The following is a 12614-nucleotide window of genomic DNA, read 5'->3' on the forward strand; positions in this document are numbered from 1 at the left end:
AGCAACGGCAGCCCGGCCAGGGACAGCGCGTAGGCGGCGGCCCAGCGGCGGGAGCGGTCCGGGCACGGTGCGGGCCAGCCGTCACCCGCCCTATGGGCGGGCTCCTCGGCGGGCCGGGCGGGCGAGCCGGACCAGCGACGGCCGTCCGGCACCGCGCCGTCCAGGCAGCCCCCGGGCGCCAGTTCGGCGTCCCGGCCCACTTCGGCGCCGGGCAGCAGCATGGCGCGGTGGCCGATCCGCGCGCCCGCGCCGACCCGCACGGGGCCGATGCGCAGGGTGTCGCCGTCCAGCCACCAGCCGGCGAGATCTGCCTCGGGCTCCACGCTCGCCCCGTCGCCCAGCTCGGCGAGGCCGGTCACCGGCGGCATCGCGTGGAGGGCCACGTCGCGGCCCACCCGGCAGCCCAGCGCCCGCGCGTACCACGGGGCCCACGGCGTTCCCAGCAGGGCCGGCACCCCGAAGGCCGCCACCGTCCGTTCGGCGGCCCACAGTCGCAGGTGGACCCGGCCGCCGCGCGGGTACGCGCCCGGCCGCACGGACCGCGTCAGCGCGCGGGCGCCGAGCGCGCCGAGGGCGAGCCGGGCCGGGGCGCTCAGCAGCACCAGCCAGCCCAGGACCACCAGCCACCACGAGGTGTGCGGGGCCCAGGCGTGCGGTGCGAGCAGCCCGAGCACGTTGTCGGCGGCGGCCAGACCGACCAGGCCGCGCAGCCCGGCGACGCCGTACAGGGCGCTCTGGACGCACAGTTGCGCCGTGCCGGTGCGGAAGGGAACCGCTCGGACCGGCGCGGTGGCCCGCTCACCGGCCGGCTTCGCGTGCGGTGTCCGGCCGAGGGTGTCCATGAACGCGGCCATGTCACGCAGTACGGGATGCCGGTAGAGGTCGGCGACGGAGAGGCCGGGGTGCTCGGCGCGCAGTTCGGAGGCGAGTGCGGCGGCGCTCAGGCTGCCGCCGCCGAGGGCGAAGAAGTCGCTGTCCGCGTCGGGCCGGATGCCCAGCAGCTGTTGCCAGCGGTCGGCGAGACGGTCGGCCGTACCGTGCGGCGGGGACTGTCGCCCGACGGTCCGAGCCGCCCCCGCTGCCGGGGGCGACGGCCAGGGCAGGGCGTCCCGGTCCACCTTCCCCGAGGTGCGCGTGGGCAGTTCGGCCACTTGCGCCAGCACCGGCACCAGGGCGGCGGGCAGCCGGTCCGCCAGTACGGCGCGGGCCCGCCCGGGATCGAAGTCCGCCGTGCCGTCGCCGTCGTCGGAGGGCGCGTCCGTCACCACGTAACCGACCAGGACGTGTCCTCCCGCCGGGGTGGTCCGGACGGCCGCCGCCGCAGCGCGCACTCCGTCCAGACCGTTCAGTACGGCGTCGATCTCCCCCAGTTCGATCCGCCGTCCGCCGATCTTCACCTGGTCGTCGGCCCGGCCCACGTAGACCAGGCCCGTGGGCTCCGCCCGTACAAGATCGCCAGTGCGGTAGGCGCGCTCCGTGCCCAACGCGGACGAGGGGCCGAAGCGTCCGGCTTCCCTGGCCGGGTCCAGGTACCGGGCGACGCCCGCTCCCGCGATCACCAACTCCCCCTCGCGGCCGTAGGGGACGGGCCTTCCGGCAGCGTCCACGACGGCCAGTTCCCAGCCCGCGAGCGGGAGTCCGATGCCCACCGGGCGGCCTGGCAGCAGCCGTTCGGCGCAGGCCACGACCGTCGTCTCGGTCGGCCCGTAGGTGTTCCACATCTCCCGGCCGGGCGTCGCGAACCGCCGCACGAGCGCCGGCGGGCATGCCTCCCCGCCCATGATGAGCAGCCGTACCCGGGCGAGCGTCTCGTCCGGCCACAGGGCGGCGAGCGTCGGCACCGTGGAGATCACCGTGATGCCCCGGTCGACGAGCCACGGGCCGAGTTCGTGGCCCGCCCGCACCAGCTGCCGCGGCGCGGGCACCAGGCAGGCGCCGTGCCGCCAGGCGAGCCACATCTCCTCGCACGAGGCGTCGAAGGCGACGGAGAGACCTGCCAGCACCCGGTCGCCCGGACCGAGCGGCCGGTCCTGTCCGTTCAGGAACAGCCGGGCCTCGGCATCGACGAAGGCCGCCGCCGAACGGTGCGACACCGCCACCCCCTTGGGCGTGCCGGTCGAACCGGACGTGAAGATGACCCAGGCGTCGTCCTCCGGGCGCGGGGGCGAGGCGCTGCCCGTCGGACGGCGCGCGTCCATGCCGCGGACCGGTTTCCCCAGCACCGCGCACACCCCCGCCTCCTGGAACACCCGCGCCGCCCGCTGCTCGGGGTCGTCCGCGTCGACGGGCACGTAGGCGGCGCCGCTGCGCAGTACGGCCAGCACGGACAGGTAGAGCTCGGCGGTTCCGGAAGGGATACGGACCCCGACCCGGTCGCCGGGCCCGATGCCGAGCCGGAGCAGAGCCCGTGCCCGTCGGCCGGACTCGGCGCACAGCGTGCGGTAGTCGAGTTCCGCGTCGCCCGTGTCGAGGGCGAGGGCGTCGGGGTGGCGGGCCGCGGTGGCGTCCAGGACATCGAGCAGGGTGCGCGGCGGCGCGGCGGGAGCACTCCGGTAGACGGCGCCGCCGTCGGCCGGCGCGAAGGGCGGCGGTTCGGATTCCGCGGGGTCGTACACATTTCCGAGAAGAGGCGGGGGCATCGGCAGCCTTTGTTCGTCGCGGACGAAATGGGTGTCCTTGGACAGCCGCCCCTGGAGAGGGAATTCATCTGCGGTGGGTTCACATTTCGGTGCCAATATTCCGCAAATCGAACATCACGCCCGCCCGGAGTTCCGGACCCTTCAGGCTGGTCAATCACCTTCCGCATTCCCGCGGACTGACCATGCCGTGGGAAAGCCTTGACATATGCGGTGCACTGTTTTCGTCCACGGATGCCGTAGCAGCCGCGCGCCGCCGCCCCTTCGGCTACCTGATGTATCCGGCCGGCTTGGTGGCCAAGGTGAGCAAATATTCCAGAGGGCCGCGGCGGAAGTGCCGCCGCCAGGCCACGGCCAGCACCATGATGGTCACGGCGAAGGCGAGGAGAACCCACAGGGGCGAGCCGGGCACGTCCTCGATGCCCGCGGCGCGGATGCCGAGGATGTTGGCCACATACGCGGTCAGGGACATGGACCCGACCGCGGTGACCGGGAAGAGGAGCCCGCGCAACCGGCGGTGCCGCTCCACGACCGTGCAGCAGCAGGCGAGAACGGCCAGCGCCACGCCCGTGTTCCCGACGATGGACAGCGTCGTCTCGCTGTGCGGGGCCGCGACCAGCAGCCAGGCGGGAACGTTCGCGGTCGGGTCGCCCCCGGTATCCGACCACCAGGCGTTCAGCGGCGACGCGCCGTCCGTGACAGCGGAGATGGACGTACGCGCCCCGGGAAACAGCCCGAGCGCGAGCCAGGACAACCCGTACCCGGCGATGGCCAGGGCGGCGCCGATCAGCAGCAGCCGGGTGCGGACCGCCGCAGTCTTCAGGTCGAGCCGGGCCACCGCCATCCCCGCGATCACGAACGGCGCCCAGCTCAGCACGGGATAGTCGCCGGTGAACAGCAGCCCGACCAGCCCGTCGGTGCCGCTGACCGTCACGATGCCGTTGTTGCCGTCATGGCTTACGTCGGCGTCGTCCCCGTTGGGGGTGAAGGCGACCTTCCACGGCGCGGTGCCGGCATTGACCGTGTGCACCACGGTGTTTCTGGAGGTGTTGATCACCGAGACGTTGCTGGAGACCGCGCTTGTGAACGCTGCCGATAGCACACATCCTGACGTTCAGAGGCCGTACTCAATGGCTGTCGCATCGGGTATCAGCACACCAGTAGAAGCGCGATTACCAGTTTGCCCATCGGTTGCACGAGCCTCACTGGATACCGCAGCGCCATGTACCTCGTTGTCCTGAGCACTCGCCGCTCCGGCCCCAATCAAAACCGCACCGAACACAGCCGTGACCAACACGGCGCTTACTGTCGTCCTCGTACGCAAAATTCCCCCATTCCTCATATGAATCCGGTCGAGTCGCCGAGGTAGATCAACCTGTTTCCTCTCAGGTAGCCATCCTCCTCGCCAACTCCCCGCGCTCCGACTACTACTCACACCAGTTTAGTCCGACGCGCAGGGGCTCAGATAGCAGTCAGGTGAATAATTCTCACTGGCCGACGAATATTAACTGCCGTTCATAAAAAACTGTTGACAATGCGTACGCAATACAACGGATGCGCATCATCTCGCTCTCTACAGAGCCTCCCGCAGGGACGACCATCGCACCTTTCGTTCGGGGCAAGAATCACAAGGCGACGCCGGCCGCCGGCGTCGACCTCGCACCAGGCCAGTGGGCACCATCACCTGGAAGGTTCCAGCAGTCGATTCGGTCGGCGCGATCGGGGCCTCGACGCGTATGCAGTACGGCGTGGGAAACACACCCAAGCCCCTGTGGTCAGGTCACCCACCGCCCGTACGGAACCGCCGAGCGGCGGCGAGCACGCGCCGGTGGGCCTCCTCCCCGCCCACCGAGATGCGTACGCCCTCGCCCGGGAAGGCGCGCACCCGCACCCCGGCCGCCAGCGCCGCGTCGGCGAAGTCCTCCGCTGCCGTGCCGCCCAGCGGCAGCCATACGAAATTCGCGTACGACGGCAGTGGCGCGAGGCCCTCGGCGCGCAGCGCCTCGTACAGCCGGGTGCGTTCGGCACGGACCGCTCGCATGCGGGCGGCGAGCTGCCCGGGGTGTTCCAGGGAGATCCGCGCGGCGTGTTCGGCGGCGTGGGTGACGGAGAACGGAAGGAAAGTCTTTCGGGCCGGGGCGGCGAGGTCGGCGGCTGCGAAGGCGTAGCCCGCTCGCAGGCCCGCGAGGCCGTATGCCTTGGAGAAGGTGCGGAGCAGGACGGTCCGGGGGCCTGCTCGCTCCGGGAGGAGGCCGTCGCGTTCCTCTTCCTCGTCGAACTCGGTGTACGCCTGGTCGACGACGACCACGACCTGCGGCGGGAGGGACGCGAGGAACCGCGTCAGCGTGGCTCGTGGGAGGCGGCGGCCGGTGGGGTTGTGCGGGGTGCAGAGGATGATCATGCGGGTGCGGGAGGTGACCGCCGCGGCGAACGCGGCGAGGTCGTGCTCGCCGGAGGCGGTCAGAGGGATCGGCGCGCCCTGGGCCCCAGCCGTCGCGATCAGGAAGGGGTAGGCGTCGAATCCCGGCCAGGGGTAGAGGACTTCGTCTCCGGGGCCGCACAGCGCGAGCAGCAGCTGCTGAAGGACCGCGCCGCTGCCGGGGCCGACGACGACCTCGTCGGGATCCTTGGCGAAGTGCCGGGACACGGCCTGCCGCAGCGTACGGGCCGTGGGGTCCGGATACAGGTTGACGCGGTCGCCGCTGCGGCGCAGCGACTCCGCAACCGCCGGGAGCGGGGGCAGCATGAGTTCGTTGTTGGACAGGTCCAGCAAGCCGTCCGCGCCCTTCGTCGTCGGGTCGGTCGCGCGGTAGCCCGGCAGTCGGGCGAGCTGCGCCGTACGGTCGGCTGGTGGGACGGGTGGGACATGCCTCGTCGTCATGAGCGTCCTCATCAGATAGGTCACTGGTGCGGCCATGCCGCGAAGCGGCGGAGTCCGTACAGGAGCGGGGTGCCGTCGCTGCGGCCTATGGCGCCGACTTCGCCGATGACCAGGGTGTGGTCGCCGATGTCGAGCAGTTCGATGACGCGGCAGTCGGCGACGGCGTGCGCGTCGTCCGTCAGATGCGGCAGCCCCGCGGGGGACGGCCGCCAGTTCACCCGCGCGAAGCGGTCGGGGGGCAGGGCCGGAGAACAGCTCGGCGACGTGCTGCGCGCCGCTGTTGAGGAGGTTGACGGCGAAGCCGCCGTGTGCGGTCACCGCGGCCAGCGTGGTGCTGTCGCCGCGCAGGCTGACGAGCAGCGTGGGCGGGCGCAGGGTGACGCTGGTGAGCGAGGAGCAGGTCATGCCGCGCGGCTGCCCCCCGGTGTCCAGGCTGGTCACGACCGCGACGCCGGTCGGGAAGGCGCTCATCAGGTCGCGGAAGCGCCGTTGGTGCGTCAGGACGGTGACGCTGCGGTGTGCCTCGGTGGTGCCGTTCATGCGACACCGTGCAGCTGGCGCAGTAACTCGTACGTGGAGGGCAACGTCCGTACCCAGTCGTGCTGCTTGTGCTTGATGTCGGCGAACAGCAGCTCGGCGCGGGCGCGGGATTCGGGTTTATGGGCGAGCGAGGGCAGCGGATGGCGGGGCAGCATGCCGAGTCCGGCGAAGATGCAGTAGTAGCTGCCGTTGGTCCAGAAGTTGCGGAACTCCGCCTCGAAGTTCCCGTAGTACGTGCCCTCGTCGCTGATCGGCAGATTCACCGGCAGTCCGGCCCGGTAGGTCTCGGCCTTGTCCTTGATGCCGTCGGCGAGGCGCAGCTCCTTGTTGGCCCGCCAGAACGGGGTGTCCACGCGCGGCGAGAAGTAGTAGTGGGCCTGGAGGAAGTCGCGGGTGTCGTCGAACATCTCCCGGATCTCGCGGTTGAACCGGTCGACGAGCACGGGATCGAAGGTGCGGTCGGGGAAGTGCTTGGCGAGCATGTGGATGGCGGCGTAGATGAAGTAGATGCCGCTGGACTCCAGGGGCTCGACGAAGCAGGACGACAGGCCGATGCTGACGCAGTTGCGCACCCAGGCCCTGCGGTTGCGGCCGACGCGGAAGCGGATGCGGTTGAAGTCGGTGCCCTTCGGGTCTAGCCCCCACAGCCGGGAGAACTGCTCAGCGGCCTCGTCGTGATCGGCGAAGCGGCTGGAGAAGACATAGCCGCTGCCGAACCGGCCGAGCATCGGGATCTTCCAGGTCCAGCCGGCGGGCATGGCGATGGAGGAGGTGTACGGTTCGACGCCGTACGTCGCGTCGTCGTGCGGGATGGCGGTGGCCACCGCGCTGTCGCACAGCAGGTGGTCGCTCATGTCCACGAACGGCTCGGCCATGGCCTGGTTGATGAGCAGTCCGCGGAAGCCCGAGCAGTCGACGAACAGGTCGCCGTCGAGCAGCCGCCCACTCTTGGTGCGCAGTGCCGTGATGAAGCCGCGCTCGTCGGTGAGGACTCCGGTCATCTCGTCCTCGACATGCCCGATGGCCTGCTTGGTGACCGCGAAGTCGCGCAGGAACGCGGCGACGAGCTGAGCGTCGAAGTGCCAGGCGTAGTTGTGGGCGGCGCGGCGCATGTCGAGCCAGCGGGGGGCCTTCCGAGCGTCCATGATCGCCGTGTCGGTGAAGCAGGCGTGGTCGTACGGTTCGGTGGTCTCACCGCGCAGCCTCTTGGCCGCCCAGTAGTGGGACAGCGGGATCTGGTCGGCGGACGGCAGCAGCCCGAAGGGGTGGTGGAAGGCGTCCGGGCGCCCGTCGGTCATGCGCGGCTGGGGGCTGCCGCCGCCGGGGGTACACCAGTTGATGAACTTGACGGCGATCTTGTAGCTGGCGTTGCACTGGCGCATCCAGTCCTCCTCGGCGATGCCGAGGTAGTCGAAGAAGGCGCGTTGCAGGTTGGGGATGGTGGCCTCGCCGACGCCGATGCGCGGGATGCTCGGGGCCTCCAGGACCGTGATCTTCACGGTGCTCTGGAGGGCCTTGCCGAGGTAGGCCGCGGTCATCCAGCCGGCGGTGCCGCCGCCGAGGATGACGATCTTCCTGATCCGGTCGTCCTCGTTCCGGTCGGCTTCGCCGTTGCGCGGGCGGTCGTCCATACGTGTGTCCATGATCCGGTGTCCTCGCTCGGAGATGTCTACGGGCAGTCGTAGGGGTACGCGGGCAGTCGTAGGGGGACGCGCGAAGCGCGCCGGGTCATCGGGCCGTCAGCAGACCGCGGGCACGCAGGTCGGCGACGGTCGTGGCGGGCAGCCCCGCGGCGCGGGCCGCCGCCGGGGAGAGGGAGGCGGGGATGCTCTGCTCGAACGCGAAGACGCCGTCGGGGTCGTACCGCCGCTTGACCTCCATCAGGCGCGGCAGATGCTCCCCGTAGTAGGCGTGCGGCCAGTTGGTCAGATCGCGGTCGGGGCTGTTGACATAGGCCCCGCCGGTCATGAAGGGCAGCATGTCCTCGCGGGTCCCGGACAGCCAGCCCAGATGCTCGGCGTCGGCCTGCGGGTCGCTCCAGTGGCCGAGGTACTCCACGCACAGGGAGGCTCCCCGGTGTGCGAAAGCGGAGTGTTCGGGCGGCACGTCGGACAGGACCGCGCCGCCCAGGCCGTAGATACCGGTCTTGACTCCGGGCGGCGCCTTGTCGTGGCGGCGCTCCAGGATGTGCAGCGCCTCGGCGCCTAGCGGCTCGGCGGCGAGCGCCGGGGTGAATTTGGCGCGGATGGAGGACACTTGTTCCGTCCAGGTGCCGATGCTGTCTCCGTACGGCAGGGTGCGTGCGGACGTGGTCCGCGGCGGGCACGCATCCGTCAACGGCCGTAACAATTGCGTCAGTTCCTCACTCGCCCCCTCGAACAGGCCGGTGGTGAGGGCCCTGTCGGCCGAGGCGGGGAACAGGTTGAAGCGGGCGTTCACCCGTGGGTCCGCGTCGCGGATCCAGTGCTGCCAGGCGTCGAGCGCCGCGATGCCGTCGCGCGCGCCCCACTCCAGCAGGAACAGCGTCACCTCGGAGATGGGACGCATCGCGAAGGAGTAGGAGGTGACGATCCCGAAGTTCCCGCCCCCTCCCCCGCGCGAGGCCCACAGCAGGTCCGGGTGGCGTTCCGCGTCGACGTCGAGGATCTGGCCGTGCGCGTCGACGAGGGTGAGTCCGAGGAGGTGGTCGATGAGCAGGCCGCGGGAGCGCACCAGCATGCCGATGCCGCCGCCGAGCACATGGCCGCCGATGCGGATGTCGGGGCAGACGCCCGCCGGGATCGTGCCGCCGAGCGACCACAGTGCGTCGTACGCCTCGCCGAGCAGGACCCCGGGTCCCAGGTCGGCGCGGGTGCGGTCGCCGCTGACGGCCAGGGCTCCCAGGCGCGACACGTCGATGACGGCGCCGTCGTCCAGTCCGCTGAAGCCCTCGCTGTTGTGGCCGCCTGAGCGGATCCGGAACGGGATGCCCTGGTCTCGTACGTACGTGAGCGCGGCGGCCGTCTCCTCGGCGTTCCGCGGGTAGACGACGGCTCGGGGGCGGTAGTCGAAGCGCGCGTTCCACAGGTGCCGCGCCGTGTCGTAGCGCGCGTCGCCGGGGGTGACCACTATGCCGATGGTGTCCGGGTACGTCCCCATCAGGCCGTGCCTTCGTAGCCGCGGGCGAAGAACCTGATGGGCATCTGCACGGCCTTGGCCCCGTCCGCCGCGGGCGAGCGCCAGGCGGCGTAGGTGTGCGTGACGCCGCCGCGTCCCCTGCTCTCCAGGTAGCAGATGACATTCAGCGGCCAGCCGGCGTTGCGGAAGAGGTACTCGTCCATGCGGCTGGGGTTCTCGCTGAGGTGTTCCGTGCCGCGCTCGTGCGGCGGGCCCACCCGGTGCCAGTCCGGGTGCATATGGACCGAGCCGAGCAGCTCCAGGCCGGCCGCGTCGAACTCACGGGACACGCGCAGGACCTGGCGCGAGTCGGCCCAGAACCCTCGCTCGCCGTCGTCGTACTGCTTGCCGAATCGGGGCACGATGTTCTGCCGGAACTCCTCCAGCGGCGCCTCGTCGACCGCGCGTACGTTGTCCGCGAAGGCGACGCGGCGGACCACGAGCGCATCGTCCTCCAGGGTGCCGCCGAGGAGGCCGAAGCTGTTGGGCCGGTGCAGGCGCGAGCCGCCCGCGGCCACCGAGTCCAGGCCCATGCGGTACTCGGCGATGGCGTCGGCGACGAACTCGGCGAAGACGTCTACGTCCGCGACCATGGCCTCGGCGCGGGAAAAGGGGTCGTCGGTCTGCGGTGGGAGCCCTGCGGCCGGTGCTGTCTGTACGTGCGCCGTCCCTGTTTCGGGCATGGCGGCGCTCCTTTCGGTGGTACGGGGGGTGGTGTTCGCGAAACGGTGTGCGTGTGGGGCGGGCGGTGGGCGGGTCCTCAGACGATCCCGCCGTTGGCCCGGATGACCTGCCCGTTGATCCAGCCGCCCTGCGGGCCGACGAGGAACGCCACCACGTCGGCGATGTCTTCGGGGCGGCCGATCCGGCCGAGCGGGACCTGACGTGCCAGGGTCTCGATCTCCGCGGCGCTTCTGCCGCGCAGAAACAGTTCCGTGCCGGTCGGGCCGGGGGCGATCGCGTTCACGGTGATGTCGCGGCCGGCCAGTTCCTTGGCGAGTTGGCGGGTCAGCACCTCGACGGCCGCCTTGCTCGCGTTGTACAGGGCCTGGCCGGGCACCCCGAGGGCGACGGCCGAGCTGGAGAAGGCGAGGACGCGCCCGCCGGGCCGTACGTGCCGGGCCGCGGCCCGCAGCAGATGGCAGGCGCCGAAGAGATTGACGTCCACCACACGGCGTACGTCCTCGTCGTCCGTCTCCGCCAGCGGACCGCGCCGGCGGGCATGGGCGCCCGCGCAACCTACGACGACGTCCACGCCGCCATAGCTCTCCTCGGCCGCCGTGAACAGCGCGGCCACGGCTTCCGGCCGGCTGATGTCGCCGCGCACCGCGACGGCACGGGCGGCCGTGGTCTTCTCGACGCCGCGTACGAGTTCGTCGGCGGCCACGTCGTCGCGGGCGTATCCGACGACGAGGTCGGCTCCACCGTCGGCCAGGCGGCGCGAGACGGCCGCGCCGATGCCGCGGGTGCCGCCGGCCACGATCGCGACCTTGCGCTGGGCAGGGGTCGTCATCGCTCCTCCCCCCGGATCTCGCCGAGCGCGGCGCGGCCCCGCTCGGACCACGGCGACGTCTGCGCGCCCTCGAACCTCTGCTCGTACGCCTGAAGGAACTTGACCCGGTCGGGCACGGGGTCGTCGACGCGGTTCAGGAAGGGCAGGTCGGAGTCGACCATGTGGCGGATGGCGAGCAGCGGGACCGGGCTGCGCAGCGGCCGGAAGCCGGGGTTGTGCAGGCCGCCCTGGGCGCTGCGCGGATGGAACTTGCCGATCATGAGTCCGGAGGCGACGAAGTCGCCCTTGAGCCTGCGGTGGGTCTCGTCGACGACGACGGCCGCGTCCTCGTCGGCGACGTCGGGCAGGATCACCAGGGTCGCCTTGTCCAGGGCGGCGGCCCCCGTGGTCGGTTCCGTCTCCAGGAAGACCTCCCGGTACGCGGCGATGGTCTCGTCGATGTCGTCCTGTGCTCGGCCTCGGGTGCGGACCACGGTGAAGGCGATCCGGTTCATCGCCAGGGCGCGCGGCATGTACGGACAGACGGAGCCGCCGCGGCCGAGGTCGGGGTGCGGCCGGCAGAGGAATTCCTCGCACCAGGCGGCGACGCGCCGGATGACGGGCAGGTCGCGGGTCAGCCGGGCGAGGTCGTCCGAGCGGTAGAGCGGATGCGGTGCTGCGGTCGTGTTCATAGGAGCCCCGTTTGGTCGGTCACCAGGTGATGGGCAGTCGAGCCAGGGCGTGGGTCATCATGCCGGGCTTCCATGGCACCTCGTCCGCGGGCACGGCCAGGTCGAGGCCGGGCAGTTCGCGCACGAGGGCGCCGAAGGCTTCTTGCAGTTGTACGCGCGCCAGTTGGGCGCCGAGGCAGTAGTGCGGTCCTTTGCCGAAGCCGAGGTGTCCTCCGGGCATCGTCCGGTGGATGTCGAACCGGTCCGCGTCCGCGAACCGCGCGTCGTCGCGGTGGGCGGAGGAGATCAGCGGCATCACGCCCTCCCCCTTGCGTACGGGGCCGGAGGGCAGGTCGACGTCTTCGGTGGCCACCCGCAGGAAGCCCACGTCGGCGGGGAAGTCGTGGCGCAGGATCTCCTCGACGGCCGCCGGGACCAGCGCGGGTTCGGCCACCAACTGCTCGTACTGCTCGCGGTGGCGCAGCAGGGTGAACACCCCGCGCCCGATGGTGGTCATGGTGGTCTCGTGCCCGGCGAGCAGCAGCGAGCGGCTGGTGTCGATCAGCTCGGCCTCGGTGAGGCGGTCGTCGCCGTCGCGTGCGGTGATCATGGTGTCGAGGAGGTCGGTGCCGGGCTCGCGACGGTGGCGTGCGACGAGCTCCCGCAGGTAGGCGTAGAACTCCTCGCGCCCTTGGGCGCGTTCGGCCGCGCGCTCGGGACCGATGGTCATGGCCGCCTCGGCCCAGTGCCGGAATTTATCGAGGTCGGCGTCGGCGACCCCGAGGATCTCCGCGATCACTCGGATCGGGAGCGGTCGCGCGAGGACCGCCATCAGGTCGCCGTGCGGCCCGGCGGCCGTCATGTCGTCGACGAGCTCCCACACGATCTCGCGGACGCGCGGCCGCCATCGCTCGCTGCCGCGGACGGAGAACGCCTGGAAGAGGATCCGGCGCAGCCGGGTGTGGCGGGGCGGGTCGAGGTTGATGAGGGTGTCGCGGTCCTCGGACATGTCCGCGTCGGGCTGGAGCCGCGGCGAGCCGGGACGGTTCAGATCGCGGCTGAAGCGGGGGTCGGTGAGTACGGCCTCGACATCGCCGAAGCACACCGCGACGCGCACGGCATCGCCGCTGGGCAGCACGGCCTCGCCCAGCGGGTCTTGGGTGCGCCGCCACGCGCAGCTGCGGGGCACTTCCCCGAGGGGCTCGTCGGGAAAGGGAAAGGCTTCAGGTGCCATGGCG

Annotated in this window: 9 protein-coding genes and 1 pseudogene; all 10 read right to left on the reverse strand. The window is 71.4% G+C overall.

The features are described 5' to 3' along the window. Positions 1-2639: amino acid adenylation domain-containing protein (locus ACFU99_RS02095; RefSeq protein ID WP_384384440.1), on the reverse strand; the 2639-nt coding region annotated here is incomplete at its 3' end. 265 nt (positions 2640-2904) lie between these two features. Then, positions 2905-3738 (reverse strand): DUF418 domain-containing protein, encoded by an 834-nt coding sequence (locus tag ACFU99_RS02100; RefSeq protein WP_384384443.1) that lies wholly within the window; start codon positions 3736-3738, stop codon positions 2905-2907. A 678-nt stretch (positions 3739-4416) separates the two neighbouring features. Then, positions 4417-5553, reverse strand: a complete 1137-nt coding sequence (locus ACFU99_RS02105) for an aminotransferase class I/II-fold pyridoxal phosphate-dependent enzyme (protein WP_384384445.1) — start codon at positions 5551-5553, stop codon at positions 4417-4419. Beyond that, positions 5538-6057, reverse strand: a pseudogene (locus ACFU99_RS02110) (flavin reductase family protein). The gene ACFU99_RS02105 and the pseudogene ACFU99_RS02110 overlap by 16 nt, the downstream one beginning before the upstream one ends. Further along, on the reverse strand, positions 6054-7700 hold the full coding sequence (locus ACFU99_RS02115) for a tryptophan halogenase family protein (protein ID WP_384384449.1): 1647 nt from the start codon (positions 7698-7700) through the stop codon (positions 6054-6056). Before ACFU99_RS02115 ends, ACFU99_RS02110 begins: the two are co-directional and overlap by 4 nt. A gap of 85 nt (positions 7701-7785) precedes the next feature. Then, complete coding sequence (locus tag ACFU99_RS02120) at positions 7786-9195, reverse strand: FAD-binding oxidoreductase (RefSeq protein ID WP_384384451.1); 1410 nt, start codon at positions 9193-9195, stop codon at positions 7786-7788. Then, positions 9195-9896, reverse strand: a complete 702-nt coding sequence (locus tag ACFU99_RS02125; protein ID WP_384384453.1) for a hypothetical protein — start codon at positions 9894-9896, stop codon at positions 9195-9197. Before ACFU99_RS02125 ends, ACFU99_RS02120 begins: the two co-directional genes overlap by 1 nt. Before the next feature lie 77 nt (positions 9897-9973). Further along, a complete protein-coding gene (locus ACFU99_RS02130; protein WP_384384456.1) occupies positions 9974-10726 on the reverse strand; it encodes an SDR family oxidoreductase in 753 nt (250 codons plus the stop codon). After that, complete coding sequence (locus tag ACFU99_RS02135; protein WP_384384459.1) at positions 10723-11397, reverse strand: DUF6875 domain-containing protein; 675 nt, start codon at positions 11395-11397, stop codon at positions 10723-10725. The genes ACFU99_RS02130 and ACFU99_RS02135 overlap by 4 nt, the downstream gene beginning before the upstream one ends. Before the next feature lie 19 nt (positions 11398-11416). Further along, entirely contained in the window at positions 11417-12610 is a 1194-nt protein-coding gene (locus ACFU99_RS02140; RefSeq protein ID WP_384384462.1) for a cytochrome P450, read from the reverse strand. Positions 12611-12614: the final 4 nt, after the last annotated feature.

Source organism: Streptomyces sp. NPDC057654, assembly GCF_042800135.1.
Lineage (GTDB): Bacteria > Actinomycetota > Actinomycetes > Streptomycetales > Streptomycetaceae > Streptomyces.

What these genes read in the sequence shown, in the direction of transcription:
- ACFU99_RS02135 (WP_384384459.1), bottom strand. Translation starts at nt 11,397, where the DNA reads ATGAACACGACCGCAGCACCGCATCCGCTCTACCGCTCGGACGACCTC.
- ACFU99_RS02140 (WP_384384462.1), bottom strand. Translation starts at nt 12,610, where the DNA reads ATGGCACCTGAAGCCTTTCCCTTTCCCGACGAGCCCCTCGGGGAAGTG.
- ACFU99_RS02105 (WP_384384445.1), bottom strand. Translation starts at nt 5,553, where the DNA reads ATGGCCGCACCAGTGACCTATCTGATGAGGACGCTCATGACGACGAGG.
- ACFU99_RS02125 (WP_384384453.1), bottom strand. Translation starts at nt 9,896, where the DNA reads ATGCCCGAAACAGGGACGGCGCACGTACAGACAGCACCGGCCGCAGGG.
- ACFU99_RS02115 (WP_384384449.1), bottom strand. Translation starts at nt 7,700, where the DNA reads ATGGACACACGTATGGACGACCGCCCGCGCAACGGCGAAGCCGACCGG.
- ACFU99_RS02120 (WP_384384451.1), bottom strand. Translation starts at nt 9,195, where the DNA reads ATGGGGACGTACCCGGACACCATCGGCATAGTGGTCACCCCCGGCGAC.
- ACFU99_RS02130 (WP_384384456.1), bottom strand. Translation starts at nt 10,726, where the DNA reads ATGACGACCCCTGCCCAGCGCAAGGTCGCGATCGTGGCCGGCGGCACC.